Raw genomic sequence first — 25,561 nt, 5'->3', positions numbered from 1 at the left:
GCCAGGAATCGCTCCCGATGCAGACCGCCGAGTATGGACCGCTCCCGGACAGGTGAGGACCGACTGCGTGCTTGTACCAGTCCCGGATGCGGGTGCAAGCCGGCGCACCCCCGGTCCCGGGCAAGGACCGGCCCCGCACCTTGTGGCAACCTTGGGCACGGACCGGTCCGGCACGTGTGGGGCCCGAGTACGGGTCAAGCTGTGCGGCCTGGGAGCACGGGCCGTGGGCCAGCGCGGTGGGTGACCAGGTTGGGACGGGTAGTTCCATGCCCGTGGTGGGGATGGCAGGCGTGGGCCTGCCGGTCATGCGGCCATAGTGAGCCAGGGTGGTGGGCGGCCGGGTTGGGGCAGGGTTCTGATTCCGGGTAAGTGGAGGCGGTAGGTGTAGCGGCCGTCCGGCGCCTTGGTGATGTGGAGCCGGTGGGGGTGGGTGTGTTTGTAGCGGTTGTGCCAGCCGCAGGTGAGGGTGAGTTGGTCGATGTCGGTGGGGCTGTGGCCGAGGGCCCAGCCGTGGACGTGGTCGACCTCGCACAGCGTCCCGGGCACTTCGCATCCCGCGACGGCGCAGGTGGCGTAGAGGGTTTCCAGGACTTGGCGTTGGGGAGCGGTGGCGAACCGGACCCGGTGGCCCAGGTAGAGGGGCAGGTTTCCGCGTCCCAGGAGGAGCGGTGAGACTCCGGCGTTCAGGGCGATGCGGCGGGCTTGGGCGGCCGGGATGGGGGTGCCGTCGGTCAGCCGCGCCGGGGTGGTGCCGCCGGTGAGGGTGTCCAGGTCGCAGATCACGGTGACGCGGGTGGCCTTGTGCCCGCCCGACAGCACCGAGGTCAGGGCCGCTGCGGTGCGTTCGGACAGGTCGCGGTGGTCGTCGGTTCCGGCGGGCTTGGCCAAGGGCGCGAGGGTGCCGTCGAAGATCGCGGCGTCTTCGGCGTTGAGCCAGCCCTTGATGTAGCGGCCGCCGTCCAGGGAGCGGGTCGAGTCGATCCACGACCGCTCATACCCGCGCGTCACGTCTTCGGGGGCCTGCTCGGTGCCGTCGCGTTCGGCGATGACCTCACCGATCCGCTTTCCGAAGCCGGCGATCTTCCCGGCGGAGAAGCCCTGGTCGACCATGCCCAGCAGGATCGTCTCGGCCCGGCCGCAGTCGTGGTCGTCGAGGCGGGTGACTGCGTCGGCGATGGTGGCGGCGTACCCGGCCGACAGCTCACCAGAAGCCCACCGCCCGGCCACCTCCGGCAGGCGGTGGCGCTGGCGAGCCAGGGTAAGGCGCTCCTTGGCGCGGGCTTCACGCATACCGAGGCGGGACCGCAACCAGGAACGGGTGGAGGGGAAACCCCACCGCTGCACCTCCCGCGCACCGTCCACCACCGTGATGAACCCGGCCAGGGCGGCCTCCTGCAGATCACCTGCGGCGGCGAGAGTCTCGACGAGATCCACGCAGGCCGTCGGAGAGTCTGGGGCCGGTCGGGCGGCGAGTTCGGCGGCGATCTTTGACAGAGCATCCACCAGTTCTTCGGTGGACGCGCCATCCAGATTGATCGCCATCGAATGCATGTTCTAATGGTACAGGAAGTCGAGCGGACATATCTCCCATGTCCTCAAAGTTGCACCCCGCATTTTCAGTTCGCGAGCAGGGGGTCGCCTTGGGCGTCATTTGTCAGGGTCGAGGTGATTCTGTGTGATGGCGAGAAGGTGCATGTTTGTCGGAGTTGATGGAGTTGGCTGGTATTCATCTTGAAGTCGGAGGCTTTGGCGGGTGCAGCTTTCGTTGCTGGGGTTTGTTGGTGCGGGGTTCGGTGGCGCTCTGCGGCAGGGGGCGGTCGGGCTTGGGGTATCGCGTGCGAGGGCTGGTCGCTGGCAGGGCAAGTGAGGTTCGGGGACTGCTGGAGTGGGTCGGTGCGGTTCGGGGGTAGCCAGTGGTCTCCCTCAGGATGAAGGTGAATTCTCAGCAGGTCGGCTTTTGCGAGAAAGGTGGCGTGGTTGCTTTTACCTACCTGCGCGGTCATGTTGGCGTCGGTGGCGTGTTCCGGCGAGGTGGCGGATGAACGGGCGACGCAAGCCGCGGCGCCGTCGGGCCGCCGAGTTGGTCCACTGAGCGGTCCTGGCCCCCGGACGTGCACGTCAACGAAGCGGCCTGTCGGTGAAAGGACCTGAAGCCGTGGCGGACGTCCAGTGATCCCTCTGCCCGGCTGGGCCCGCATTACGTCCGAATGGTCGGTGTAGAGAGATCCCGAGGAACTGGAGTATGCGATGGACGGCAAGGGTCTGTCCACGGTGCCCGGTGATATGCGGATACCTTCGGGGCAGATTCCGGATGGATGGCAACTCATCGCATGCATCTACCATGGCCATCCCAGCCGCCGGTCGGGTGCGGTGAGGCGCTACTTCAAAAATGTGGGAAAGCCGAAGCGGTTCCCGTTCTATAGATCCCGCTACGGGGTGATCGTGCGGGAGGCGCGGCGCGTACCGGCAAGAAGGTGACCACGCTGAGTGTGTCGTCGGGCGTCCAGCCGCAATGGCGGCTGTCCCAATGTCATTGTGGACGCGAGTGACACCATCATCTTGAAGCCGCTGGACAGACGCGCTCTCGGTGAGAAGCTCCGGTCTGTCTTCAGCGCTCGAAAGCCGTACTGATAAGGGGCGGGGCGGCCTGTGGAGGCTGAGTCTGCTTCATCGGCTCGGACGTATCCCGGCGAAGAGGTCGTCCTCCGGCAAGGAGACCTCTATGTGGGATCGTGCCAGGTGGTAGTCCTCGGTAGGCCATACATCGCGTTCGGTATCGCGGTCGTGGAGCATGAATCCGGCGTTCGGGTCGATCTGCGTGGCGTGTGCCAGCAGCGCCCGGTCTCGGGCCGGGAAGTATTCAGCGCAGGGCACTCGGGTGGTGAATGCCGGTGCGGGCGCACTGTCGCCGAACTCGGCTAGGACGTCCTCCATGCCGGACGGGATTCCGCGTGCCGTCATACCGTCGTGCAATGCCTGGAACCATGCCTTCGATAGGGCGCCGTGGTAGTAGAGCTTGAGCGGCTGCCACGGCCGTCCTGTCCCGGGGAATCTGCCGGGGATGCCGGCTGCCTGGAAGGCCACGACGGTCACCTCATGGGTTCTGATGTGATCGGGGTGCGGGTAGCCGCCGGTCTCGTCGTAGGTGATCAGCACGTGCGGCCGGAAACGGCGGATCACCGCCACGAGGGCTTCGGTCGCCTCTTCCAGTGGCGCGGCGGCGAAGCAGCCGTCCGGTAGCGACTCGTCGGCGGCGGGCAGGCCGGAGTCGACGAAGCCCAGGAACTGCTGGCGGACGCCGAGGATTTCGCGAGCGGCAGCCATCTCGGCGCGCCGGATCCTGGTGAGGTTGTCGCGCACGTCGGTGCGGTCCATGGCGGGGTTGAGCACGTCGCCGCGCTCGCCACCGGTGCAGGTGACCACCAGTACGTCTGCTCCTTCGGCGGCGTACTTGGCCAGCGTCGCTGCGCCCTTGCTCGACTCGTCGTCGGGATGGGCGTGCACGCTCATCAGGCGCAATGGCCGTTCTCGGGTGGCGCGCAGGTTCACGCGCACCTCCTTTCCGTCCAGTCCGCCAGGCGGCGGAGGAACGTGGTCGTGGTGGACGTCGGGGTGCCGGACAGCATCGCCAGGTGGAAGACGTGCGGCATGCCTTCGTAGACGTCGAGATCGACGGTTGTTCCAACTGCGGTGGCCGCCGCGGCCAGTCGGCGGGCGTCATCGACGAGGATCTCCGCTGCGCCCGCTACCACCAGCAGATCGGGTAGGCCCGCCAGGTCGCCGTGGAGGGGTGACGCCGGCGCCAGGTCCGGGCGCGCTCCGGCTAGGTAGTTCGCGCAGACCTGCTCCAGCACCGCTTTGCTGATGAGGTCCCAGCCGTCGTTGGCGGTCAACGACGGACTGGACAGTGTGAGGTCGGTGAGCGGCGAGACCACGACCGCCGTCGCGGGTAGTGGGGCTCTGGTCTCCTTGAGAGTTAGTAGGGCGGATAGGACGAGAGTGGCGCCGGCCGACTCGCCGAACAGCGCGATCCGCGAGGTGGGCACGCCCTGGTCGATCAGGCTCTGATAGACGGTGGTCACGTCGTCCAGTGCAGCGGGGTAGGGGTGTTCTGGGACGAGCCGGTAGTCCACGCCGAACACTGGACGTTGTGTTGTGCTGGACAACTGGTAGGCGAGCGCTCGTTCCGCCCGAGGATCGGTGTGGGCGAAGCCGCCGCCGTGCAGGTAGAGCGTGACTCCCGCCTCCGTGGCCGTTCGGGTTGAGGCGTTCATCCACTGCCCCGGCACCCCGCCGGTTCCGGGGAGCGCGGGCGTCAGGTCGGCGTCTGCGGGCGGCTCCGGCGTCCCGTCCGTTAGCAGCCGCAATCGCTGACGGATGTCCGCGACCTCCGCGACGCTGCACTGGATCTCCAAGTGTGTCCTCCTCTTCACTGCTGGCATGAGGCAAAAAATAGGTCGAACCTAAATCTATGTCAAGTATTACTTTGTGGAGTGGCTGTGCACATGTGGGCAGTGGGGCAGGGAGCCGGGAGCCGGGAGGTGTGGCCGGGAGCCGGGTGGGGGGCGACCGGTGTTAGGTAGACGGCGATGTCTTGGGGGTGCCCTGTGGGCCCACGGACGGGGTGGTTGTCTGGCGTAGGCCTTCTCGGCTGACCCGAGAGGGCGATCTGGGACGGCGGCTGGACGACCGTCCGTGGGTGCTTGGTGCTGCCGGTTGTGCTGGTGGTGGGCCGCCGATGGCCTGCTCGATGCAGTCTTGACGCTTGCGAAGGTGCACTGCGACGGGCGGCGTCGTCGAAGGTCCCTTCAGGACTGTGTGCGCGTATCGCAAGTCAGGCGTCTGGAAGGTCACGGGCTTGCGTGGGCGGCGAGAACCGCTTGGTGGTTGACGGATGTGACCTGGTCTGCCGCCTGCACCCACTTCGCCTGAGTGTTGGGAACGGACAGGGGCTGCAGTCCGAAGTCGGGACGTCTGGTGTCGGCTGGTCGGTTGACGTCGGGAGCCTGCGGTTCGGTCGGGATCAGCCTGCGCAGCGGAATCCGGCCGGGGAGGAGACCTCGACGACGGCTCGGACGACGTCGATTACACACTCTAGGTGCAGGACCCATGCGTCCTTGGCCGGCGCTGGTAGGGCCATGAATGTCTGTGCGGTGCCTGGCCGGTTCTTCGCAGCGGTCTCGTCGTCGTTCGCGCTCACGGTGCCTTCTTACTCCGGCGTCGGGAAGTGAGCGACCAGAGCTACTAGAGCCACCAGAGCTGCTGGGAGTGGTGTGTGGTTGGAGCAATGCTTGGGGCGGATCTGTGGAGCGGTCCGGAAGGCACACCCATCGCTCACCGTAGTTCCAGACCCTGCGACAGCCGCCGTTCTGAGGTGGGAGGCTTGGGTTCGGCACCGTTGGTCGACGAGATCGTCTGGGAGGGCGCCCGCCGGATGCCGGGCCGAAGCGCATCGACGAGGTCATGGGTGAAGGGCGGCGGTTCTTCTCGGCGATCTTGCCGACCGGTGGTGCCGCAAGGCCACCGAGGTTACCGAGGGGCCGGGTTCGTGGGCCGTTGGCCTGGCCATGGCGTTCAGGCTCATCGCATCCGACCAGACCCGTTGGCCGGGGGGCGAATGTATCCCACGTGGCCGTCCTCGTCCACGCCGGCGCAACGTTTACCAGCGGCGAGCCGTTGAACCGGCCCGACGATCAAGCAGCCTGATTCATCTTCCTTCGGAGGGGCTTAACGATGACCGCGACCATTGACAAGATCGCCTGGATCCACCTGGACAGCGGCAAGATCCTCAGTACCCGTTCACAGGGCAAGGACGTCTACTACATCCCCGGCGGCAAGCGCGAAGAAGGCGAAACCGACCTTGACACTCTGATCCGAGAAATCGACGAAGAGCTCGCCATCGCCATCGTCCCGGACACCGCCACGCACGTGGGGACCTTCCGGGCGCAAGCACACGGCCACGCGGCCGGCGTCACCGTGCAGATGACCTGCTACACCGCCGACCACCGTGGTGAGCCGACCCCCAGCAGTGAAATCGCAGAACTCGTCTGGCTCACCTACGCCGACCGCGACCAGGTATCTCCCGTCGACCAGGTCATCTTCGACCACCTACATCAAGCCGGCCAACTCCACTGACACGAAAGACCCGATCCGCAGGTATTGACTATTCCTGGTGGTCGGTGTGGGGGCCCGGCTCGGGGAGGCGCGTGACACGGGTGCGTTCGGCTAGTGAGGTGTCAGGAGGCGGGCGGCGAGGATCGTTGCGCCTTTTACGGCTGCCTGGTCGTCCAACTCGGACAATGTCAGGCGGGGTGCTTCGCGGAAGGTCAGGCGGTCCGCGAGCCGGGTGGTCAACGGGGCCAGGAGCGAGTCGCCGGCTTTGGCCAGGCCGCCGCCGATGACGAGTAGGGACGGGTCCAGGAGGAGCGTCGTGGCGGCCAGGCCGTCGGCTAGGCAGTCGAGTGCTTCGGACCAGACCTCGGCGGCCTTCTCGTCGTTCTGCTCGGCGCGGGCTATCACTTCCTCTGCGGGGACGGAGGCGCCGTGGCGGCGGGAGATCGCGGCGGCCGAGGCGTATCTCTCCAGGCAGCCTTTGTTGCCGCAGGCGCAGTCCTCGCCGTTCGGGCGGACGACCACGTGCCCTATCTCCCCGCTCCAGCCGACCGTGCCGGGATATGGGGTGCCGTTCAGGATCAGGGCGGCGGCAATTCCGGTGCCTATGGCCATGAAGACGAAGTCGCCGGCGTCGCGTCCGGCGCCCAGTACCGCTTCCGCCAGGCCGCCCGTGCGGACGTCGTGGCCGACGGCGACCGGGATTCCGAGGCGTTCGCCGGCCAGGTGGAGCATGGGGACGTCGCGCCAGGCGAGGTTCGCGGAATGGACGGCCGTGCCCGTGGATTCGTCCACGATGCCGGGCAGGGCGATGCCGGCGGCCTCGGCGGGGGAGCCGAGTGCGGCCGCGCGGGACGCGAGGTGGGCGGCGAAGTCGAGAATGCCGCCCACCGGGTCTTCGCGGTCGGTGGGCCATGAGCCGGTGAGGAGTATCTCCGAGTCTTGTGTCAGCGCCGCCTTCATGAAGGTGCCGCCCACGTCCAGGCCGATCAGGCTCATTTGATGGAGCCCGCGGTCAGGCCGCCGATCAGGTAGCGCTCGACGAAGATGAACAGGATGACGACCGGGATGATCGCGATCAGGGAGGCGGCGAAAAGGTACTGCCAGTGCGCTTGGTACTGGGTGACGAAGGACGGGATGCCGACCGTGAGCGGGCGGCGGTCCGGGGACGCGGTGACGGTCAGGGCGACGATGTACTCGTTCCACGCCGCGATGAACGTGTAGACGATCGCGGTGACCACGCCGGGCATGGAAATGGGGAGGGTGACGCGGGTGAGGGCGCCCATGCGGCCCGCGCCGTCAAGGAAGGCGGCCTCTTCCAGTTCCTTCGGGATGCTGGAGAAGTAGCCGTGCAGGATCCAGATGCAGAACGGCAGGTTGAACGCCGCGTTCACCAGGATGAGCGACATCAGGGTGTCGGTCAGGTTCAGCGCGACCATTTCCCGGTAGATGCCGATGACGAGGGCGGTCGGCGCGAACATCTGCGTGACCAGGACGAGCAGCAGGAACGCGCCGCGGCCCCGGAAACGGTTCCGGGCCGTGTAGTAGGCGGCGGGCAGGGCGCACGCGAGGGTGACCAGGGTGGCGGCGGCCGCGACGGTCAGGGAGACCCGCAGGTACGTCCAGACGGGGGCCGCCGACCAGACGTCGACGAAGTTCGACCACGTCCAGTGGGACGGCAGGTAGGTGCCCGGGGATTTCGTCAGTTCGCGTTCTGGCTTGAGCGCGGTGAAGAACATCTGCAGGTAGGGCACCAGGAAGGCCAGCGCCACCAGCCAGCCGACGCCCGCGAGAATGATCTTTCGCGTTCGCCGGGGGGCGCGGGAGAGCGTCCCCTCGGGTGCGGAACGGGTGGTCATCGGACCTCCTCACGCCAGCGGGCGGCCCGCAGGTACAGCAGCACCATCACCAGGATCAGGATGAAGTTGACGACCGCCATCGCGCCGGACTCGCCGACGTTCTGGTCGTAGAACGCGAGTTTGTACATGTATGTGGTGGTGGTGTCGGTCTTGTGACCGGGCCCGCCGCCGGTCATCGCCCAGATGATCGGGAAGCTGTTGAACACGTTGATCACGTTGATGATCGAGGCGATGAGGATGGCCGGGCGCAGGAGGGGGAGGGTGATGCCGAAGTAGGTGCGGACGTGGCCGGCGCCGTCGACGCGGGCCGCCTCGTACACGTCGCCGGGGATCGTCTGCAGGCCGGCGAGGATGACGAAGGACGTGAACGGCAGCGACACGAACACCGCGACCCACATCATCCAGAACATCGCCTGGGTGGGGTGGGCCAGCCAGTTCACCGGCTTGTCGATCAGGTGCAGGTCGAGCAGGACGCGGTTGACGATGCCGGAGTAGTTGTCCAGCATCCACTTCCAGATCAGCGCCGTCATCAGCACCGACGCCGCCCACGGGACGATCACGGCCCAGCGGACGACGCGGCGGCCGGGGAAGCGGGCGTTCAGCAGCTGGCCGAGCGCGAGGGACAGCACCATCGTGACGATCACGATGCCGCCGACCCACAGCAGCGTCCGCAGCACGACGGGGATCAGGTCGTCCTCGCCGAACAGGTCGGTGTAGTTGCCGCCGCCCCGGTAGCCGAGCGTGACGCCGGACGAGCTGATCTTCTGCAGCGACGTCCGGACCATCTCGATCACCGGCCAGAGGACGACGACCGTGATGAGGACGAGCGCCGGGCCGAGCCACAGCAGCGGGGTCAGCGCGCGGCCGATCCGCTGGGCGAGGGAGGGGCGGGGGGCCGGGGAGGTGACGGCCCCCCGCTCCTTGGCCTTGAGGTCCTGCACTCAGCCGGCCTTCTCGGCGGTTTCCTGGATCTTGTCCAGGACCTTCTTCGGGTCCTCGTTCGCGGCGGCGGTGCCGAGGTCCTGCTTCACCGCGCCGGCGACCGCCGACCACGCCGGGTTGGACGTCGGGGCGAACTTGGACGTGGGCAGCGCGTCCACGAACTGCTTCATGTACGGGTCGGCGCTGAGCGCGTCACCGGCCGACTTCGTCACCGGGAGGAAGCCCTCGGTGGTGAGGAACTTCGAGGTGTTCTCCTTCTGGTAGAAGAAGTCGAGGAACTTCTTGATGGCCTCCTTGTTCTTGCCGTCGTCCTTCTTGAACGCGGCGAGGACGTCCATGACGCCGAGCGTGTTGTGCTCGGAGCCGCTCTTGCTCGGCAGCGGCGCGACGCCGAAGTTCAGGTCCTTGTTCACCGGGTCGATGAACCCGGCCTTGGTGAACGGCCCGCCGATGGCCATGCCGACCTTGCCCTGCGCGAACTGGTTGAACACCGTCTTGCGGTCGGTGGTCTCCGGGTTCGGCTGGGTCAGCCCGGACTTGTTGAGGTCCTTGAGGAAGGTGAGCGTGTCGATGTTGGCCTTCTGGTTGATCGCCCACTTGCCGGACGCGTCGACCCAGCCGCCGCCGTTGTTCATCGCCCACGAGTAGAACTCGGCCTGCGACTCCTCGGGGCCGAGCGGCAGCCCGTAGCCGATCGCGCCCGCCTTCTTCACCTTCTCCGCGCCGGACTTGACCTCGGCCCAGGTGGCGGGCGGGTCGGTGATGCCGGCCTTCTTGAACAGGTCCTTGTTGTAGAAGAGGAGGCGCGCGCTGGAGATGAACGGCAGGCCGTACTGGGTGCCGTTGTACTGCGCCTGCTGGACGAAGGTGGGCGTGAAGTCGCCGAGCGTCGCCGGCGACAGCACCTCGGACGCCTTGTAGATGAGGCCGTCGCGGGCGAAGTCGGAGAACGCGTTGTAGTTCAGGATGTCGGGGACCTGCTTGGTCTGGACGTAGGTCTTGACCTTGGCGTCCATCTGGGTCCAGTCGACCATCTCCAGGTTGACCTTGTAGCCCGAGTTCTTGGCCTCGAAGTCCTTGATCAGTGCGTCCCAGTAGGGCTTGGTGTTGTCGTCGTAGATCGCGGCGACGAACTTGATGGTCTTGCCGTCGGAGTCTCCGCCCGACGAGCTGCCCTTGCCGCATCCGCTGACGCCGAGCGCCACGGTCAGGCCCGCCGCGACGACGCCCATGAGGTGCCGTTTCATCTGTCCCCGCCTCTCCGGCTTTCGCGCGTGCAAAATAGTGCTCGATGGGGTGGCCCACCGAGCACAATCGCGCGTGGTGTGGTCGAAGATAAACACTGGTCCGTACCAGTTCAAGAGGCGCATTACTCACGAGTCTTAACCGTTACGCGGCACCGGGTTAAGGCTGTTCTGGTCTGGTGTTCACGCTGGGGTGGTCTGTGCGGGCCGCCAGGAGCGTCGGGGATGTTCACTCTGAGCGGATCGCCGCCCCGTCCCGATGCGGCCGCTCGCGGGGCGACGACGGGGGCGGCAACGCGATCGGCGGTGCCGGTGGTGGTGCGAGCTTCTTGGCCCTGGCCTGCGGTCTGTTTTGCCCGGTATTGACCGGGTAACCCGGCGCCTATCCGAGTGGACGGCGAGGCAGAGGCGAGGTGGACACGACATGAAGACCCGGACCGGCGCGGGCACCGGCGCCGCCACCGGCACCGCCGTCGGCGTCGCGGCGGGTGCCGGTGCGGCCGTGGCCGCGCTGTCGGCCCGGCGTCTCGGCCGCCGCGCCGTGCGGGGGGTCGTGCGCGGGGTCGAGCGGCGGCTGGAGCGCGAGACCCGGCGCCTCGTCGCGCGGGCCGAGCAGGCGGGCCCGCTCGGCAAGGCGGCGGTGGCCGGGGTCGCGGCGCTGCGCGACGGCAAGTCCCCGTTCCGCGCGCTGCTGAGCTTCGGCTGGACGGCCTTGAAGGAGACCCTCGCCCGCCTCTTCGGGCGCGGGCGCGGACGGAAGCCGACCAACATCATCGAGCAGATCGACATCGGTGCGCCGCGCCGCCTGGTCTACGACCAGTGGACGCGGTTCCAGGACTACCCGTCCTTCATGAAGAAGGTCATCAGCGTCGAGCAGGCCGACGAGGCCAAGCTGAACTGGAAGGCGAAGATCTTCTGGTCGGCGCGGACGTGGGAGTCCACGATCGTCGAGCAGGTCCCGGACGAGCACATCGTCTGGCGATCGAAGGGGCCGAAGGGCCATGCGGACGGGGCCGTCAGCTTCCACGAACTGACCCCGGACCTGACCCGCGTCCTGCTCGTCCTGGAGTACCGCCCCGCCGGCCTGTTCGAACGGACCGGCAACCTCTGGCGCGCGCAGGGCCGCCGGGCGCGCCTGGAGCTCAAGCACTTCCGCCGGCACGTGATGACGCAGTCGCTCACCCGGCCCGACGAGGTCGAGGGGTGGCGCGGCGAGATCCGCGACGGCGAGACCGTCTCATCCCCCAGATGACCGACACCCCCACATGCGCATGACCGACCACATGACCGACACCAAGTGATCAACCCGAGTGAGGTAACACCATGGCACGCGGAATCCTGACGGGCCGGTCGCCCGTCGGACAGATCGCCAAACGGCTTCCGGGCGGGCGGCGCGGCAGCCGCGTCCCGGGCCTGGGCCGTATCGGCAAGAGCGTCCCGAAGGCCTTTCCCAAGGGCCTTCCCAAGAACGTGCCCGGCGGGCGGACCGCCGGCACCGCGGGCGGCGTCCTGCTCGGCGCCGGCGCGGCCGTCGCGGCGAGCCGCGCCCTCGCCGGACGCCGCGGCGAGCAGAGCGGGAACACGTCCGGCACCGAGGAGAAGAAGGGCACGGCCAAGGCGACGAAGGACGCGGTGAAGAGCGCGGCGAAGGGCAAGGGCCCCGAGACGTCCGAGAAGCCTGAGAAGAGCGGCGGCGCCGGTGAGAGCAGCAACGGGCAGGGCGTGCTCGGCCGGCTCAAGGACACCGTCGGCAGCGCCCTCCCCGGCGGCCAGGGCGAGGACGACGCCAAGGACGACGCCAAGAAGGTCGGCGGTGGCGGCGGTGGCGGTAAGAAGGTGAAGGTCACCAACATCGTCGAGCACATCGACGTCGGTGCGCCGCGCCGTCTCGTCTACGACCAGTGGACGCGGTTCCAGGACTACCCGTCCTTCATGAAGAAGGTCATCAGCGTCGAGCAGGCCGACGAGGCCAAGCTGAACTGGAAGGCGAAGATCTTCTGGTCGGCGCGGACCTGGGAGTCCACGATCGTCGAGCAGGTCCCGGACGAGCACGTCGTGTGGCGTTCGAAGGGGCCGAAGGGGCACGTGGACGGGACGGTCAGCTTCCATGAGCTGTCCCCGAACCTGACCCGCGTCCTGGTCGTCCTCGAATACCACCCGCAGGGCTTCATGGAGCGGACCGGCAACCTCTGGCGCGCGCAGGGCCGCCGGGCGCGGCTGGAGCTCAAGCACTTCCGCCGGTACGTGATGACGCAGTCGCTCACCCGCGCCGACGAGGTCGAGGGCTGGCGCGGTGAGATCCGCGACGGCGAGGTCGTCCGGACGCACGAGGACGCCATCGAGGACGAGAAGTCCGACAAGCCCAAGAAGTCCCAGAGTGCCGAGAGCACGGAGAAGAAGCCGGCCAAGGGCAGGAACGGCTCCGGCGCCAAGGCCAAGAACGAGGACGCCGAGAAGGAGTACGAGGAGGTCTGACCCCGGGACACGGACCCCCGGGACACGGACCCCCGGGACACGGACCTCCGGGACACGGGCCCCCGCGGCCGCCGCTCAGCGGATGAGCCGGGCCAGCTCGACGCGCGACCGGATCCCGAGCCGGGTGAAGACGTTGCGGAGATGGTGGTCGATCGTCCGCGGGCTGAGCAGCAGCCGCGCCGCGATCTCCCGGTTGGTGGCGCCCTCGGCCGCCATCCGGGCGATGTGCGCCTGCTGCGCGGTGAGCTTGCCGAATCCGCTCGCCGCGCGCGGGGGCGCGGAACCGGGGGCCCGCGTGCCGCCCGTCCCCACCGTCCCCCGCTCGGGGACGGGCGGCACGGCCGGCGGGGGCGGCGTGATCGTCTCTCCGGCGGCGCGCAGCTCCGCGCGGGCCTGCGCGGTCCACGGGGCGGCGCCGTACCGCTCGAAGATCCGCAGCGCGGCGCGCAGGTGGGCGCGAGCGGCGCGGGGCCGCCGGCCGCGCCGCAGCCGGTGCCCGAACAGCAGCTCCGTGCGGGCGAGGTCGAACACGGCGCCGGCGGCCTCGTGCAGCCGCAGCGCCTCGGTGAAGTGCTCCTCGGCGTCGGCGTCCCGCTCGGCGAGCAGGGCCTGGCAGCGCCGCTTGAGCGCGTCCCGTCCAGGAGCCCCATGCGGACCGGTGGTGCCGATCCCCTCCGTCCAGGCGCGGAAGCGTTCGTAGGCTCGGGCCGCCTCCTCGTGCTCGCCGGTGCGGACCAGCGCCTCGACCAGGTGCGGGACGGCGAACAGCCGCGCCGGGAGGTGGGCGAGCCCGGCGCCGCCCGGTAGCCGGAGCCGTGCGGCGGCGTCGGCGGGACGGTCCGCGGCGAGGTCCAGGCAGGCGGGCGCCCACGAGCCGAACGCGGCGGCGCGGGTGCGGCCGCGCAGGTCCGCGGTGTCGGTGAGCAGCGCCAGCCGCGCGTTCGCGGCGGCGGTGTCGCCGTTGAACGCGGCGGTGAGCGCGAGCGTGGCGAGCTGCTCGGTGGCGTGGCCGTGCAGCCGGGTCGCGCGGGCGAGGCGCAGCCCGTCGTGGCAGGCGGCGATCGGCCCCGGCGGGTGCCCGAGGAGCGCCTCGCACCGTCCGGCGACGAGGAGCGCGTACGACTCGGCGGGCGCGTCGCCGAGCCGCCGGGCGGACGTGACGGCCTCGGCGGTGAGGGCGCGGGTGCGCGGGGCGTCCCCCAGTGCGAACGCGGCCAGCGCCGCCCACACCAGCGTGGGCGGGTCGGTGGTCACGGCGCCGAGCCGGACGGCGGTGCTGAGCCGGTCCACCGCCTCCCGGTAGCGGCCGCGCACCATCGCCGCCATGCCGCCGAGGTGCGCCAGCATCAACTCGCCCCGTACGTCCCCGGAGCGCGGCGGGGTCGGCAGCGACGCCGGCGGGGACGGTAGCGACGCCGCGCGGTCGGCGATCTCCAGGTAGCCGTGGGTGTCCCCGGCGGCGTCGGCGGCCTCGGCGGCCCACATCAGCGCGTCCAGTGCCGCCTCGGCGTCGGAGCCGGCGAGCCGTTCGGCGGCGTCCCGCAGCGCGGGCACCGCCGCCGCCGGGGTGCCCGCCGCGACCTCGATCTCGCCGCGCAGCAGGGCGGCGCGGGCGGCGCCCGTCCCGTCCCAGGCGGGCGGCCGGACCTGCCGGAGCATCGCGCGGGCCCGCCGGGACCGGCCGCTCGCCCAGGCGTCCCCGGCGGCGGCGAGGAACCGGTCGGTCCGGACGCCCTGCTCGACGGTGAGCGTCGCGGCCCGCTGCCAGAGCCGCCACGAGTCGGCGTAGCGGCCCGCGCGCCGGCAGGCCGCCGCCGCGTCCGCCAGCTCGGCGGCGAGCGCGTCGTCGGGTTCGCCGGCGACGGCCGCGCGGTGCCACTGCCGCCGGGGCCGCTGCCAGTCCTGGACGAGGACCCCGGCGAGCAGCGCGTGCGCGTCCTGCCGCTCCGCGCGGGACGCGTCCGCCCACAGCGAGGACCGGACGAGCCGGTTGCGGACCGCGACGCCCTCGCCCTCGAACCGCAGCAGCCCCGAATCGCGGGCGGCGTCCAGGTCGGCCGGTTCGATGCCGTCCAGCCGGGTCGCCCGCGCCAGGGTCGCGGCGCCGATCCACTCCTCGGCCACCGCCATCAGCACGAGCCGCCGCGCGCCGGCGGGCAGCCCCAGGTGGCGGCGCCGGTAGCGGCCGCGCAGCGAGCCGGCGGCGGGGAGCGCGCGGGGCGGCGGCGCCGCGCCCGACAGCTGCCCGGGCGTCAGCGCGGCGGCCAGCTCCCGGATCGCGAGCGGACGCCCGCACGCCAGGTCGACGATCTCCTCGGCGAGGTCGCCGTCCCCGGCGCCCGCCCCGCCCGCCCCGCATGCCGGGCCGGTTTCGCTCGCGGCGCGGTCGCCGCCGCCCCCGGCGTCGGCGCTCAGCGCGTCCTGGAGGACGCGGCGGCTCGCCTCCTCGGCGAGGGGTGCGAGCCGCAGCCGCGGGATTCCGGCCAGCGTGCCCGCCGCCTCGGCTGCGTTTCCGTCCGCGCCCCCGGCCGGGCCGGGGCGGTCGTCGCGGACGGCGAACAGCACCGCGACCGGCTCGTCCTGGACGCGGCGCGCCGCGAACGCCAGCACCTCCAGCGAGCCGCGGTCGAGCCGGTGCGCGTCGTCCGCCCAGCACAGCACCGGGCCCTTCCGCGCGGCCAGGCTCAGCAGCTCGCACACCGCCGTGTAGAGGACGAACGGCGCGGCGCTCGGCGCCCCGTCCATGATCGTGCCGAGCGCGCCGCGCTGCGCGGGCGGGAGCTGGGCGATCTCCGCCGCGAGCGGGCGCAGCAGCCGGTGCAGGCCCGCGTAGCGGACGTCCGTCTCCCCGGGGACGCCCGTGGTCCCGAACGTCCGGAAGCCGTCCGCGGCCCTGCGGACGGCGGCCTCCAGCAGCGCCGTCCGGCCGATGCCGGCGTCCCCGGCGATGGTCAGGGCGCCGCCCTGGCCGCCGCGGGCCCGGTCGAGCACCGCCTCGATCGTCTGGATCTCGCGGTCGCGCCCATGCAGTCCGGGCTGGGAGTGGGGGCGGGAGTGGGAGTGGGGGCGGGAGTGGGGCTCGGGCTGGGGGTGGGTCATGCCGGTCCCTCCTCATCGGGGAACTGACCTCGGCCGGGCGCCGTAGGCGGCTCCTCTATTGGACGGGGTCTCAAAAGGGAAGGGGACCATAGGTGAGCACGGCCGCCCGCCGGCGGTCCAGAGCCCGCCTCCGTTTCGTGGCCACGGCGCAATCCGGACGGGCCCCCGTTGTGAGCCCGCACAGTCTGGGCGTCCCGCGATGGCCCGCAGGCGCCACCGATGGCACGATGAGGCCCCCGCGTTGTGCTGGAGGTGGCCCGCGATGACGGCAGGACGGTCCGCGACAGTGAACGGGAGAGCGAACGGGACGGCGGCCGGGACCGTAGAAGGAACCGCAGCCGGGCCCGTGGACGGGACCGCAGACGGGACGTCCACCGGGACCGCAGGCGGAACTGCGGCCAGGACGGCCGGCGGGGCGTCGGAGCGGCGGCCCGAGCCGGCTCGCCCGCTGGACGCCGACCGGACCATCATGCGCAAGGCCGTGCTCCGCCTGTCGGACCGGCTGCCCGACCTCGCCGACCGGCTGACCGCCGAGATCCTGTCCGGCGACCGGGGCGATCGCGACGACGCGTTCCGGCACGACGTGTGGGAGATGTGCCACACCGGGCTCGGGCACGGCTTCAAGACGATCCTCGAACCGAGCCGGGGCCGCGCCGACCTCGACTGGGCGCGCCGGCTCGGGCAGCGCCGGGCGCACCAGGGTCAGCCCCTCGACCAGCTGCTGCGCTCCTACCGGCTCGCCGGGCGGGTGTTCTGGGAGGCGGTCGTCGAGGTCGTCGGGCAGCACGACTCGGAGAACGTCCCGGCGCTGATCCGGCAGGCGACCCGCACCTGGGACACCATCGACCAGCAGTCCGGCGCCGCCGCGGCCGCCTACCACCGCACCGAGCTGGCGCTCGCGCGGCGCAGCGAGGAGCGCGTCCAGGCGATCGTGGACGCGCTGCTGGACGGGCAGGGCGCCGACGGCGGGCTGCTCGCGACCGCGACGTCCGTCCTCGGGCTGCCCGTGACCGGCCGGTACGCGGTCGTGATGCTGGGCGCCGAGTGCGGCTTCGGGGACGGCGTCGACCGGCGCCCCGCCGACACCGGCGGGATGCGGTTCATCTGGCGGCTGCGCACCGATGCGCAGGTGGCGCTGGTCGCGCTCGGCGCCGCCGAACTCGACGACCTCGTCGCCGCCGTCCGCCCGTACGCGCGCTCGCACGCCGGGGTGAGCCCGGTCGTCGGGTCGCTCGCCGAGCTGGGCGGCGCCCGCTGGTTCGCCGAGCTGGCGCTGCGGACGTGCCGCGGCCCCGGCAACCAGATCGCCCGGCTGGACCGCCGCCTCCCGGACGCGCTCGTGCTGTCCCAGCCGCGCCTCGCCGGCCGGCTCGGGCATGTCGCGCTCGGCGGCCTCGGCGACGTGGATCCCGGGTTCCGCGACGTCCTGCTGACGACGCTGGAGACCTGGCTGGAGTGCGACGGCTCCGCGGCCCGCGCGGCGGACCGGCTGTTCTGCCACCGCAACACCGTCCTCAACCGGCTCCGCAAGATCGAGCAGCTCACCGGGCGGACGCTCACCCGCCCCGGCGACCTCGTCGAGCTGGCCCTCGCGCTCAGCGCGCTGCGGCTGCACGGCGCGGAGGACGGCGCGGCGGCCGACGGCGGCATGGCCGGGCCGCCCGTGCGGGGAGGCAACGGGCGGCCCGGCCGGTAGGGGAGCCCCGGGTCAGGGGCGGGACGGGGGGCGGGGCTAGGAGTTCGGGCAGGTGTCCCGGTACTCGGAGATGTTCAGGTCACGGCCGGGACCGGGGCACAGGAACTGGTCGTAGCGGGTGTCGTTGTCGATGTACCGCTTGAGCCAGGAGATGCTGTACTTCGCGATCGTCGTGTTCGCGATGTTCGGCGCGAAGTGGCTGGCGCCGTTCAGCTCCAGGTACGCCTTCTCCGACGACGCCGGGATGCTGGTGTAGAACGGCTCGGAGTGCTGGGCGACGGGCGCGATCGTGTCCGCCTCGGCGCCGATGATCATCGTGGGGACGCGCACGTCCGAGAAGTTCTTCTGCAGGTCCCACGGGGTCAGCGGGATCGCGGCCTGCAGCTGCGGGCGCTCCTCGGCGGCCTCCAGCGTCCCGCCGCCGCCCATCGAGTGGCCCATCACGCCGAGCCGGGTCGCGTCGATCCGGGACCGGACGCCGCTGCGCTGCGTGAGGTAGTCGAGCGCGGCCTCCAGCTGCCGGGCGCGGCTGCTCGGCTGGTCGAGCCGGGTGTTGGTGTCGATCGTGAAGATCACGAAGCCCTGGGAGGCCAGCCGCGGGCCGAGCCAGGCCATGCTGCTCTGGTCGGCGGTGAAGCCGGGCGCGACCGCGACCGCGCCGAACGTCCCCTCGGCGGTGCTGGTCGGGTAGTAGATCGTCCCGCCGCCGAAGCCGGTCACGCTCAGCGACGACACGCTCGTCTGGGACGTCGCGAACGGGCCGCGCAGCGCCTCGATGCTGCTCTCGGACGGCGCGGGGCCGCGCTCGTAGGGGTTGTCGGCCGCCTGCGCGGCGGCCTGCGGGACGGCGAGTGCGCCGGCGGTGAGGGCCGCGGCGAGCAGCGTCTTCGCCGCGCGGCCGGGGGCGCGCCTGGGGATGGATCGCACGTCGGATCGCTCCTGTTCGGGGGGAGGAGCCGGAGAGCCGGCTCCCCGGAACGGGGCGGAGCCGGGGGACCGGCTCCAGGATGCGCACATTCTCGGCACGCCGCCCGGCCCCCGGCATCGGCGAAATCGCCGGTCATCCCGGGACGACGGCCCTGGCCAGCCGGAAGAGGTCGAACGGGCGCAGCGCGTCCGTCCGCCGCCAGGTCTCCGGTGGGACGGCGCGCTCCAGCGGGACGTTCTCGGTGACGTCGAGGCCGTGGGCCTTGAGCAGGGCGTCCATCTCTTCGGGCGCGAAGTGCGACCGGTACGGCTCGGCGTTCTCCCCGACGACCTGCGCGGCGATCCGCGCGTAGGCGTCCCCTTCGGCGTCGCGGAGGCCGTCGGGAAGGGCGTAGTCCAGGACGAGTTCGGTGCCGGGCGCGAGCCGGGCGATGCCGTCGAGGGTGCTCGCGACGGCGTCCCGGGTGAGGAAGAAGCTGACGCCGAGCCAGCTGACTAGCGCGGTCTCCGCCGGGGCGAACCCGGGTCCGATTCCGGTTCCGGTTCCGGTTCCGGCGAGTTTCTGGAAAGGGTCGTCGGTTTCGAAATCCACGGGCACGAATGAGACCTGCTCCGGCACCGGGATGCCGGCCGCCGCCAGCAGGCCCCTTTTCCATTCCTGCGTCGCCGGATGATCGACCTCGAACACGCGGATTCCCGGATCGCCGCGGTAGGCGTAGGTGTCGAGGCCCGCGCCGAGGACCACGTACTGCCCGTGCGCGGCTAGACGCTGCTCGGCGTAGCGGGCCCGGACGGTCGTGATCGCCCTGGTCCCGGCCAGGATGATGTGGTCGCCCCGCGTGCGGTGGTAGCCGATCATCTCGTCCGCGCGGCCGCCGAGCAGCCGCGCCGCGACCGTGTCCGTGAAGATCACCGGCGTGCCGTCCGCCACCGGATGCGCCGCCCGCGCCGCCGCCGCGGAAAGCGCGGTCATGCTGGGCCGTCCCTCGTCCATCGACCTGTTCCCCTTTCGTCCCCAGGGAACATACCGGCCGATTTCTTCAGCATAACAGAGCGAAATAAATTGCCGATAAATGCACCATCACAATATCGGTACCGCGCGGGCGGCAGTCGCTGTCAGCGCGCTGGCAGCGTTCTGCCAGGTCGCCGCCGCAGACTCGGTTCCGGAAGGGAGAACACCATGATCGACGTCCTCATCATCGGAGCCGGCCCGACCGGCCTCACCCTCGCGGTCGACCTCGCCCGGCGCGGCGTCCGGCACCGGATCATCGACCCCGGCATCCGCACCGGCTCGCGCGGCAAGGGCCTCCAGCCGCGCACGCTGGAGGTCTTCGACGACCTCGGGGTGATCGGCGCGATCCGCGCGGCGGGCGCCGTGTATCCGCCGATCCGCGCCTACGCGGGCGGCGAGGTCGTGTGGGAGGGGCGGATGAGCGAGACGAAGGCCGCGACGGCCGCCGTCCCGTACCCGAACGTGCTGGGGGTGCCGCAGTGGCGCACCGAGGAGATCCTCCGCGACCGCCTGGCGGAGCTGGGCGGTCGGGTGGAGCAGGGCGAACTGGCCGCGTTCGCCCAGGACGCGGACGGGGTCACCGCCACGCTCGCGGACGGGACCACCGTGCGCGCCGCCTACCTCGTCGGGGCCGACGGCGGCCGGAGCACCGTCCGCAGGACCCTCGGGATCGCCTTCGACGGCGAGACCCGCGACGAGGAGCGCATGCTCATCGGCGACGTCCGGACCCCCGACCTCGACCGGGACCACTGGCACACCTGGGCCGACCTGGCGACGCAGTCCGTCCGCGTCGGCCTGTTCCCGCTCGCGGGGACGGACGACTTCCAGATCACCGCCCCGATCGCGCCGGACGCGGACCCCGAGCTCACCCTCGCCACCTACCAGAAGGCCCTGGAGGAGGCGTCCGGCCGCAGCGACATCCGCCTGGCGGACCTGACCTGGAGCTCCGTCTACCGGGTCAACATCCGGATGGCCGAACGCTTCCGCTCCGGCCGCGCCTTCCTGGCCGGCGACGCCGCCCACGTCCACTCCCCGGCGGGCGGGCAGGGCCTCAACACCGGCGTCCAGGACGCCTACAACCTCGGCTGGAAGCTGGCCGCGGTCGTGGACGGCGCGCCTGCGTCCCTGCTCGACACCTACGAGGAGGAGCGGCTGCCCATCGCCGCCGGTGTCCTCGGCATCAGCACGGCCCTCTACCAGAAGGCCGTCGAGGGCCAGGCGGACGCGCACCAGCGCGGCGAGGAGACGCGGCAGCTTTCCCTCGGCTACCCCGACAGCTCACTATCGTCCGGCCCGCTCGGCGGCACCCGCGCCCCGGACGGCGTCCTGCACGGCAAGGACGGCGCCCAGCACCGCGTACACGACCTGCTCCGCGGCCCCCACCTGACCGTCCTCGCCTTCGACCCGGGTTCGTCCGACACAGACTTCGAAAACCCCGGCGTCCGCCTCGTCACGATCGGCGAGATGGGCGACTACCAGGACCGTAACGGCGAAGTCCGCGCCGCTTTCGCGTCCGACGGCGCGGCCCTGACCTTGATCCGCCCGGACGGCTACATCGCCTGCACAGGCGACGCCAACACAATCCGCGCCCACCTAACCCGCCTCACCAGCACCACGGCGTGACACCACCGGCCGGGAGCGCAGTCGGTCGAGAGTGCGTTCGGCTTAGCGCAGGGTCGGTGAGGCGCGGTTTGTCGGAGTCGCGTCCTACGGGTGAGTCCGCCGACGCCGTTGTGATCGTCGGTCCGGTCGGGCGTTGACGGGAGCAGTGTTGGCGGTGCCCCGCGCGCTGTAGGTGGGGGAGGGCGGCTGGGCATACTGGTGGGCATGGCGTCCGTTCCTCCCGCCCGTCACCTGCTGCGGGCCAGGGAGCTTGCCGATGCGCGGTACTTCGAGCCGCTCACCGTGGCGGATCTCGCGAGCGCCGCCGGGCTGTCGCGGGCGCACTTCAGCGAGCAGTTCCGGCGGGCGTTCGGCGAGTCGCCGCACGCCTACCTGCTGACGCGGCGGCTGGAGCGCGCGGCGGCGCTGCTGCGGACGACCGACCGGTCCGTGGCCGACGTCTGCGTGAGCGTGGGCCTGCAGAGCATCGGCTCCTTCACGACCAGCTTCACCCGGATGTTCGGCATGCCGCCCACCGCCTACCGCGCGTCGTTCCCGCCGGCGGCCGTGTACGCGCGCATCCCGCCGTGCGTGCTGCGCGTATACGGACGTCCGAAACTCCGGACGTTTCGAGAAGACGGCGCCGCGTCCTCCACCTAGCGTGATGGTCCACCGACGAGAGGCGCGGAGGAACCGATGATCACGCTTGCCAGCACCCAGCTGTGGGTCCACGACCAGGACGAGGCGCTCGCCTTCTACACCGGGAAGCTCGGGATGGAGGTCCGCATCGACGTGAGCCTGCCGGAGATGGGCGGGTTCCGGTGGTTGGCGGTCGGCCCGGTGGGGCAGCCCGACGTGTCGATCGTGCTGATGCTCGTCCCGGGTGAGCCCGTGATGGACGAGGCGACCGCCGGGCAGGTGCGGGAGCTGATGGGCAAGGGGTTCGCCGGGACGATCTTCCTCGGCACGGACGACTGCCATGCGTCCTACCGGGAGCTGACCGCGCGCGGCGTCGAGTTCGTGGAGAAGCCCGAGGAGGCGCCCTACGGCATCGACTCCTCGTTCCGGGACCCGTCCGGCAACCACATCCGGCTGACCGAGATGTTCCCCATGGGCTGACGGCGGGCGGCGGGGCGGGCGCGGCCTCGCGCGGCTCATAGGATCGTGGCCCGAGCGTCCCCGCCGAGCGGAGCAGATCCGATCCATGACGAATGCCGAGCAGCAGCAGCAAGACCCGCTGGAGGCCGTCCGCGCGCTGCGGGCCGAGTTCGGCATCGACGCCCGGCGCATCGACCAGGCCGGTCGGCTGCTGGCCGCCGGCGACTTCCGCACCGTCGAGGACGTCGTCGCCGCCACCGGGACGTCGCGCCGGACGGTCGAAGCGGTCTTCCGGGCCCTGGAACCGGACCTCGAAACGTCCGGGGACGGGAAGCGCATCGCGAAGCGGTGCGCCGAGAGGTACCGCGACGCGTTCGACGAGCGGGAGCCGTTCGTCGCCCTCGACCCGTGGGCGGAGTCCGCGCGCCGCGACCCGGCGGCCGTCGCCGCGGCGGAGGCGCTGATCGGCGCGGCGCCGCCACCTGTGCAGGCGCTCGACCACGTCCCCGCCACCGCCGAGACCGTGGTCAAGCGGGCCCGTTTCATGCTGGACGGCTTCGACCTGACCGGCGCGCACGTCCTCCTCGTCGGCGACCACGACCTGACCTCGCTCGGCCTCTTCCTTGCGGGCGGGGCGCCGGGCCTGCGGGCGAGCGTCGTGGACGTCGACGAGCGGCTGCTGGAGTTCGTCGACACGGAGGCGGCGCGGCGCGGCTGGGACGTTCGCTGCCACTTCGCCGACCTGCGGCTCGGGCTGCCCGCGGTGCTGCGCGAGTCCGCCGACCTGGTGTTCACCGACCCGCCGTACACGCCGGACGGCGTCCAGCTGTTCGCGGCGCGCGGGCTGCAGGGGCTCCGGGACCACCGCAACGGCCGGGTGCTGCTGGCCTACGGGTACGGGGAGCGGCAGCCGGCGCTGGGGCTCGCCGTCCAGAAGGCGCTGAACCCGCTCCACCTCGCCTACGAGGCGATGCTGCCGAACTTCAACCGGTACGTGGGTGCCCAGGCGGTCGGCAGCGCCGCCGCGCTGTACGTCCTGCGCCCCACCCGGCGGACCGAAGCCGCCGCGAGGACCATCGCGGACGATCCCCGCACCGCCATGTACACCCACGGCTCCCAGTCGGTGGAGGCGGGCGGCGGCCTGGACGGCGAGTCGGCCGCCCGCGCCCTCGAACTCGGCGCGGACCCGGCCGAGAAGACGCTCCTGGCCGGTGCCGACTGGCCGAAGGACGCCCCCGGCCGCCGGATCGGGCTGCCCGCCCTCCTCGGCGCGCCGCTGCCCAGGAACCTTCAGGACCACGGCACCGTCCTGGTCAACCTGTTTCCGGGGTTCGGCGCGTCGGCGGTGCGGGCGCTGCTGGCCGCCAACGCGCGCAAGGCCACGCTCGTCTGCCGCGACGACCTGCCCTTCCTCAGGGACGAGGCGGGGCAGCGGGAGTTCGCCCGCCTCATCGCGCCCAAGTACCGGATCGTCCGGTGGCTGCGCGGCACGCCCGCCCCCGGACAGGCCCTCGTCCTCGCGGAACGGACCCGGCCGGAGGAGCAGTCCGGCACCGAGCGCGTCCTCGGCTTCATGTACGCGCGGGCGCACGGAAAGCTCGGCAACGGGTGGCGCGAAGGGCTCATCGCGCTCCGCAAGACCACCGGCGGCACGCTCACCAAGAGCGAGGCCCGCACCGCCATCGAATCGTCCACCAGCCGCCCGGAACTACTGGACCGATCGCTGATGGACCTCCCCCTGCACCTCTTCCCCGTCCTCGAACAGGACGTCGCCCGCTCAATCGCAGCCCTACCCACATGACCCTGTAGACCCGACCTTGCGCTGCCCGGCTGACGCTGGCCCTGCTGGGCTGAGCCAACCCCATGCACGGTCGGCCTTGCCGGGATGACGCCGCCTTGGTGGGTCAGGCGCGGGTTCGGACGGTTCCGCCGTTGGTGAGGAGGACTTGGCCGACGAGCATGGGGAGGCGTTCGTCGGCGAGGAAGGCGACCGCCGCGGCGATCTCGTCGGGGGTCGCGATGCGGCCCAGCGGCACGCGTGCCTGCTCCCCGGCGCGGTACTCGTCGTCCGCCACCTCGGTGCTCTCCGCGATGTCCAGCAGCCACGGCGTGTCGATCACGCTCGGCGCGACCGCGTTCACCGCGATGCCGAGCGGCGCCAGCTCCCGGCCGAGCGCCTTGGTGAGCGCGATGATGCCGGCCTTGGCGGCGGAGCAGGCGGTCGCCTCCGCCCGTCCGACCAGGCCGCTCTCGGCTCCGATCAGCACCATCCGGCCGCCGCCGCGCTCCACCATCCCCGGCATGACGGCCTGCGCGCACGCGAACGTCCCGCCGAGGTCGACGTCGATCACCCGCCACCAGTCGTCCGGGTCGTGGTCGGCGAGCAGGCCGGTGGTGATGTGCGCGGCGCCGGTGACGAGGATCCCGATGTCGGTGCCGGTCTGCCGCTCCACGTCCCCGACCATCGCGGCGACCGCGTCCGGGTCGGCGACGTCGGCGGGCACGGCGATGCCGTCCAGCTCGGCGGCGAGGGCCCCCAGGTCCCGCTCGGGGCGGTCGTTGAGCGCGACCCGGTGGCCGTCCGCCGCGAGCCGCCGCGCGACCGCCGTGCCGAGCCCGCCCGCCGCCCCCGTCACCAGTGCGACCGCCATCAGATCACCGCCCCCGAGTTGGGCGAGAGGACCTCCCCGGCGCAGAACGTCCCCTCCTCGACCAGGTACGCGCCGGCGAACGCGACCTCCTCCGCCGTCGCGAGCCGCCCGGTGGGCAGCGTCTGCAGGTAGGCGGCCCGCCGCCACGGCGAGTCGGGCCGCAGCAGCGGCGTGTCCGTCGGGCCGGGCGCCAGCGCGTTCACCCGCACCCCGGCCGACGCCAGCTCCGCGGCCAGCGACCGGACGAGCCCGATCATCGCGCCCTTGGCCGCGATGTAGTGCGCCTCGCCGTCCCCGCCGCCGATGGCCAGCGCGGACGAGACCGCGACCACGGCCCCCCGTCCCCGCTCCACCATTCCCGGGGTCACCGCCCGGCACATGTTCACCAGGCCGCCGAGGTGGACCCGCAGCATCCGCTGCCAGTCCGGCCAGGCGATGTCGGACACCGGGACGATCGTGTAGTGCCCGGCCGCGAACACCGCGGCCTCGATCGGGCCCAGCTCCCGCTCGATCCGCCGGACGGCGGCGTGCACCTGCTCCGGGACCGCCACGTCCACGCCCACGCTGTGGTCGGCGTCGGCCGCCGGGACGAGGTCCAGGCCCGCCGTCCGCCAGCCGCGGCCGGCCAGCTCCCGCACCATCGCGGAGCCGATCCCCCCGGCCGCGCCGGCGACGAGTGCGACGCGCTCGCGCATCAGATCACCTCGAATCGGTCCGAAGTTTCCAGGCAAACCCGACATAGGCGCAGGTGGCAAGGGTGTCGCGGTTTTGTTGGCCGAACGCACGACGGCGCGCCCGGACCGTCGTGCCCTTGTCCAACGCACGGTCTTCCCCAAATCACGGTC

20 protein-coding genes are annotated in these 25,561 nt (G+C 71.5%); 8 read left to right on the top strand and 12 right to left on the bottom strand.

The window, feature by feature from the left end:
- Positions 1 to 303: 303 nt before the first annotated feature.
- The 3 genes from HUT06_RS36300 to HUT06_RS36290 all read right to left on the bottom strand — a co-directional run bounded on the left by HUT06_RS36300 (position 304) and on the right by HUT06_RS36290 (position 4,415).
- Positions 304 to 1,542 (bottom strand): HNH endonuclease signature motif containing protein, encoded by a 1,239-nt coding sequence (locus tag HUT06_RS36300; protein ID WP_176199841.1) that lies wholly within the window; start codon positions 1,540 to 1,542, stop codon positions 304 to 306.
- 1,125 nt (positions 1,543 to 2,667) lie between these two features.
- Positions 2,668 to 3,510 (bottom strand): mycothiol conjugate amidase Mca, encoded by an 843-nt coding sequence (gene mca, locus HUT06_RS36295; protein ID WP_176201855.1) that lies wholly within the window; start codon positions 3,508 to 3,510, stop codon positions 2,668 to 2,670.
- A gap of 35 nt (positions 3,511 to 3,545) precedes the next feature.
- The gene (locus tag HUT06_RS36290) at positions 3,546 to 4,415 is read right to left on the bottom strand and encodes an alpha/beta hydrolase fold domain-containing protein (protein ID WP_254715568.1); all 870 of its coding nucleotides are present in this window, start codon (positions 4,413 to 4,415) and stop codon (positions 3,546 to 3,548) included.
- Between the two features lie 1,318 nt (positions 4,416 to 5,733).
- Here HUT06_RS36290 and HUT06_RS36285 point away from each other — a divergent pair.
- Positions 5,734 to 6,135 carry an NUDIX domain-containing protein gene (locus HUT06_RS36285; protein WP_176199840.1) on the top strand — a complete coding sequence of 134 codons (402 nt, stop codon included), beginning with the start codon at positions 5,734 to 5,736 and terminating at the stop codon, positions 6,133 to 6,135.
- A gap of 90 nt (positions 6,136 to 6,225) precedes the next feature.
- Here HUT06_RS36285 and HUT06_RS36280 read toward each other — a convergent pair whose 3' ends face one another.
- From HUT06_RS36280 to HUT06_RS36265, 4 genes are read right to left on the bottom strand one after another with little or no spacing between them, the layout of a single operon-like run.
- Positions 6,226 to 7,110 carry an ROK family protein gene (locus HUT06_RS36280; protein WP_176199839.1) on the bottom strand — a complete coding sequence of 295 codons (885 nt, stop codon included), beginning with the start codon at positions 7,108 to 7,110 and terminating at the stop codon, positions 6,226 to 6,228.
- Positions 7,107 to 7,970, bottom strand: coding sequence for a carbohydrate ABC transporter permease (locus HUT06_RS36275; protein WP_176199838.1), 864 nt, complete (start codon positions 7,968 to 7,970; stop codon positions 7,107 to 7,109). Before HUT06_RS36275 ends, HUT06_RS36280 begins: the two co-directional genes overlap by 4 nt.
- Positions 7,967 to 8,911, bottom strand: a complete 945-nt coding sequence (locus HUT06_RS36270; protein ID WP_254715567.1) for a carbohydrate ABC transporter permease — start codon at positions 8,909 to 8,911, stop codon at positions 7,967 to 7,969. Before HUT06_RS36270 ends, HUT06_RS36275 begins: the two co-directional genes overlap by 4 nt.
- Complete coding sequence (locus tag HUT06_RS36265) at positions 8,912 to 10,159, bottom strand: extracellular solute-binding protein (RefSeq protein WP_176199837.1); 1,248 nt, start codon at positions 10,157 to 10,159, stop codon at positions 8,912 to 8,914.
- 421 nt (positions 10,160 to 10,580) lie between these two features.
- On the opposite strand from HUT06_RS36265, the gene HUT06_RS36260 reads away from it, so the two are divergent.
- Positions 10,581 to 11,408: an SRPBCC family protein gene (locus HUT06_RS36260; protein ID WP_176199836.1), complete on the top strand. Its 828-nt coding sequence runs from the start codon at positions 10,581 to 10,583 to the stop codon at positions 11,406 to 11,408.
- A gap of 71 nt (positions 11,409 to 11,479) precedes the next feature.
- Positions 11,480 to 12,631 (top strand): SRPBCC family protein, encoded by a 1,152-nt coding sequence (locus HUT06_RS36255; RefSeq protein ID WP_176199835.1) that lies wholly within the window; start codon positions 11,480 to 11,482, stop codon positions 12,629 to 12,631.
- A gap of 75 nt (positions 12,632 to 12,706) precedes the next feature.
- On the opposite strand, the gene HUT06_RS36250 is transcribed toward HUT06_RS36255, so the two are convergent.
- Positions 12,707 to 15,730 (bottom strand): AAA family ATPase, encoded by a 3,024-nt coding sequence (locus HUT06_RS36250; protein ID WP_176199834.1) that lies wholly within the window; start codon positions 15,728 to 15,730, stop codon positions 12,707 to 12,709.
- Positions 15,731 to 16,076: 346 nt separating this feature from the next.
- Here HUT06_RS36250 and HUT06_RS36245 point away from each other — a divergent pair, with 346 nt between their 5' ends.
- Positions 16,077 to 17,426, top strand: a complete 1,350-nt coding sequence (locus tag HUT06_RS36245) for a CdaR family transcriptional regulator (protein ID WP_254715566.1) — start codon at positions 16,077 to 16,079, stop codon at positions 17,424 to 17,426.
- A gap of 36 nt (positions 17,427 to 17,462) precedes the next feature.
- On the opposite strand, the gene HUT06_RS36240 is transcribed toward HUT06_RS36245, so the two are convergent.
- Together HUT06_RS36240 and HUT06_RS36235 are read right to left on the bottom strand one after the other, a co-directional pair.
- The gene (locus tag HUT06_RS36240) at positions 17,463 to 18,308 is read right to left on the bottom strand and encodes a dienelactone hydrolase family protein (protein ID WP_254715825.1); all 846 of its coding nucleotides are present in this window, start codon (positions 18,306 to 18,308) and stop codon (positions 17,463 to 17,465) included.
- 178 nt (positions 18,309 to 18,486) lie between these two features.
- Positions 18,487 to 19,326 carry an SAM-dependent methyltransferase gene (locus tag HUT06_RS36235; RefSeq protein WP_217711600.1) on the bottom strand — a complete coding sequence of 280 codons (840 nt, stop codon included), beginning with the start codon at positions 19,324 to 19,326 and terminating at the stop codon, positions 18,487 to 18,489.
- A gap of 207 nt (positions 19,327 to 19,533) precedes the next feature.
- On the opposite strand from HUT06_RS36235, the gene HUT06_RS36230 reads away from it, so the two are divergent.
- The 4 genes from HUT06_RS36230 (at position 19,534) to HUT06_RS36215 (ending at position 23,866) form a co-directional block, all read left to right on the top strand.
- Positions 19,534 to 20,988 carry an FAD-dependent monooxygenase gene (locus HUT06_RS36230; RefSeq protein WP_176199831.1) on the top strand — a complete coding sequence of 485 codons (1,455 nt, stop codon included), beginning with the start codon at positions 19,534 to 19,536 and terminating at the stop codon, positions 20,986 to 20,988.
- Between the two features lie 204 nt (positions 20,989 to 21,192).
- Positions 21,193 to 21,627, top strand: coding sequence for a helix-turn-helix domain-containing protein (locus HUT06_RS36225; protein ID WP_176199830.1), 435 nt, complete (start codon positions 21,193 to 21,195; stop codon positions 21,625 to 21,627).
- Positions 21,628 to 21,663: 36 nt separating this feature from the next.
- The gene (locus HUT06_RS36220; RefSeq protein ID WP_176199829.1) at positions 21,664 to 22,086 is read left to right on the top strand and encodes a VOC family protein; all 423 of its coding nucleotides are present in this window, start codon (positions 21,664 to 21,666) and stop codon (positions 22,084 to 22,086) included.
- 85 nt (positions 22,087 to 22,171) lie between these two features.
- On the top strand, positions 22,172 to 23,866 hold the full coding sequence (locus HUT06_RS36215) for a bis-aminopropyl spermidine synthase family protein (RefSeq protein WP_176199828.1): 1,695 nt from the start codon (positions 22,172 to 22,174) through the stop codon (positions 23,864 to 23,866).
- A gap of 103 nt (positions 23,867 to 23,969) precedes the next feature.
- Here HUT06_RS36215 and HUT06_RS36210 read toward each other — a convergent pair whose 3' ends face one another.
- Both HUT06_RS36210 and HUT06_RS36205 read right to left on the bottom strand, forming a co-directional pair.
- Positions 23,970 to 24,716: an SDR family NAD(P)-dependent oxidoreductase gene (locus tag HUT06_RS36210; protein ID WP_176199827.1), complete on the bottom strand. Its 747-nt coding sequence runs from the start codon at positions 24,714 to 24,716 to the stop codon at positions 23,970 to 23,972.
- The gene (locus HUT06_RS36205; protein ID WP_176199826.1) at positions 24,716 to 25,411 is read right to left on the bottom strand and encodes an SDR family NAD(P)-dependent oxidoreductase; all 696 of its coding nucleotides are present in this window, start codon (positions 25,409 to 25,411) and stop codon (positions 24,716 to 24,718) included. The genes HUT06_RS36210 and HUT06_RS36205 overlap by 1 nt, the downstream gene beginning before the upstream one ends.
- Between the last annotated feature and the right edge of the window lie 150 nt (positions 25,412 to 25,561).

The sequence above is a fragment of the Actinomadura sp. NAK00032 genome (genome assembly GCF_013364275.1).
Taxonomy (GTDB): Bacteria; Actinomycetota; Actinomycetes; order Streptosporangiales; family Streptosporangiaceae; genus Spirillospora.
This window is presented reverse-complemented; position numbering and strand designations above follow the sequence as displayed.

Coding starts and splice junctions, on each gene's coding strand:
- HUT06_RS36280 (WP_176199839.1), bottom strand. CDS start 7,110: ATGAGCCTGATCGGCCTGGACGTGGGCGGCACCTTCATGAAGGCGGCG.
- HUT06_RS36265 (WP_176199837.1), bottom strand. CDS start 10,159: ATGAAACGGCACCTCATGGGCGTCGTCGCGGCGGGCCTGACCGTGGCG.
- HUT06_RS36275 (WP_176199838.1), bottom strand. CDS start 7,970: ATGACCACCCGTTCCGCACCCGAGGGGACGCTCTCCCGCGCCCCCCGG.
- HUT06_RS36255 (WP_176199835.1), top strand. CDS start 11,480: ATGGCACGCGGAATCCTGACGGGCCGGTCGCCCGTCGGACAGATCGCC.
- HUT06_RS36230 (WP_176199831.1), top strand. CDS start 19,534: ATGATCGACGTCCTCATCATCGGAGCCGGCCCGACCGGCCTCACCCTC.
- HUT06_RS36205 (WP_176199826.1), bottom strand. CDS start 25,411: ATGCGCGAGCGCGTCGCACTCGTCGCCGGCGCGGCCGGGGGGATCGGC.
- HUT06_RS36215 (WP_176199828.1), top strand. CDS start 22,172: ATGACGAATGCCGAGCAGCAGCAGCAAGACCCGCTGGAGGCCGTCCGC.
- HUT06_RS36250 (WP_176199834.1), bottom strand. CDS start 15,730: ATGACCCACCCCCAGCCCGAGCCCCACTCCCGCCCCCACTCCCACTCC.
- HUT06_RS36235 (WP_217711600.1), bottom strand. CDS start 19,326: ATGACCGCGCTTTCCGCGGCGGCGGCGCGGGCGGCGCATCCGGTGGCG.
- mca (WP_176201855.1), bottom strand. CDS start 3,510: ATGAGCGTGCACGCCCATCCCGACGACGAGTCGAGCAAGGGCGCAGCG.
- HUT06_RS36300 (WP_176199841.1), bottom strand. CDS start 1,542: ATGGCGATCAATCTGGATGGCGCGTCCACCGAAGAACTGGTGGATGCT.
- HUT06_RS36285 (WP_176199840.1), top strand. CDS start 5,734: ATGACCGCGACCATTGACAAGATCGCCTGGATCCACCTGGACAGCGGC.
- HUT06_RS36220 (WP_176199829.1), top strand. CDS start 21,664: ATGATCACGCTTGCCAGCACCCAGCTGTGGGTCCACGACCAGGACGAG.
- HUT06_RS36210 (WP_176199827.1), bottom strand. CDS start 24,716: ATGGCGGTCGCACTGGTGACGGGGGCGGCGGGCGGGCTCGGCACGGCG.
- HUT06_RS36260 (WP_176199836.1), top strand. CDS start 10,581: ATGAAGACCCGGACCGGCGCGGGCACCGGCGCCGCCACCGGCACCGCC.
- HUT06_RS36225 (WP_176199830.1), top strand. CDS start 21,193: ATGGCGTCCGTTCCTCCCGCCCGTCACCTGCTGCGGGCCAGGGAGCTT.